The sequence below is a fragment of the Vibrio sp. 10N.222.49.A3 genome (assembly GCF_041475145.1).
Lineage (GTDB): Bacteria > Pseudomonadota > Gammaproteobacteria > Enterobacterales > Vibrionaceae > Vibrio > Vibrio tasmaniensis_A.
On sequence record NZ_JBFRVM010000352.1, the window covers coordinates 1 to 1,281 of the forward strand.

Here is a 1,281-nt window from a genome sequence, read left to right on the forward strand (position 1 = left end):
AAACGCTGAGCATTACGGAACCAACGGTTGCAGATTTAGCTGCCGGTGTTGTTACGACAGGCACTGTCGATGTGATGCCAGTGCAAAGTGCAGATGGAGCAACAATCACTCAGTTCGTTTATGACGGACAACTTAGAACATTGGTTCAAACAGATACCGGAGAGCAGCGGTTTGGTTTCACTGAAGGGACGTTAGTCATCACCCTGCAAGGTGAAGTGCGTTTTGAACCCAATCGCGATTTAGTTCATACAAACAACGAAGACATCGTTAAAACAATCGTAGTGACGTCAAGTGATTTTGATAAAGATCCGGTGACATCTACTGTGAAGTTGACCATCACCGATGGTGATATTCCAACGATTAATACCATTCCAAGCGTCACTTTATCAGAATCTAACCTTACAGATGGCTCGGCAGCAAGCAATACTCCGGTGAGCCAAACTGAGATTATTCAGTTCACCAATCAAAGCGATAATGTCACCAGCTTCCGCATTGATCCAAGCTTATTTAATACCAACGACACACTTAAATCTAATGGGTTGGTCGTTGAGCTTAAAGCCGATCCAAACACGACTGGGGGGTACATTGGCTTTGTGAAAGATGGCGCCAACCCAGAGGTTCCTGTCTTTACGATTAGTTTCTCTACTAGCACTGTGGGTGAGTACACCTTTACTCTACTTGAAGCGTTAGATCATGCTGATGGCCAAGCGAAGAACGATCTGAGCTTTGAACTGCCTGTATTTGCCGTCGACCGCGATGGTGACGATTCATTGATGTCGCCATTGAAAGTGACGGTCAGCGATGATGTGCAAGGCATGCAAAACCAAACGTTGACCATTACTGAGCCAACGGTGGCTGATTTGGCTGCTGGTGTTGTTACGACTGGCACTGTTGATGTGATGCCAGTGCAAAGTGCAGATGGGGCAACGATTACCCAGTTCGTTTATGACGGGCAACTTAGAACATTGGTTCAAACAGATACTGGTGAGCAGCGCTTCGGTTTCACTGAAGGGACGTTAGTCATCACCCTTCAAGGTGAAGTGCGCTTTGAACCCAATCGCGATTTAGTTCATACAAACAACGAAGACATCGTTAAAACCATCGTGGTGACGTCAAGTGACTTTGATAAAGACCCAGTGACATCTACCGTGAAGTTGACCATCACCGATGGTGATATTCCAACGATTAATACCATTCCAAGCGTCACTTTATCAGAATCTAACCTTACAGATGGCTCGGCAGCAAGCAATGCTCCGGTGAGCCAAACTGAGATTATTCAGT

1 protein-coding gene is annotated in these 1,281 nt (G+C 45.9%); it reads left to right on the top strand.

Annotated features, from left to right (window positions below):
- A partial coding sequence (locus tag AB4589_RS25580; protein ID WP_372101974.1) for a hypothetical protein occupies positions 1 to 1,281 on the top strand: 1,281 nt, incomplete at both ends.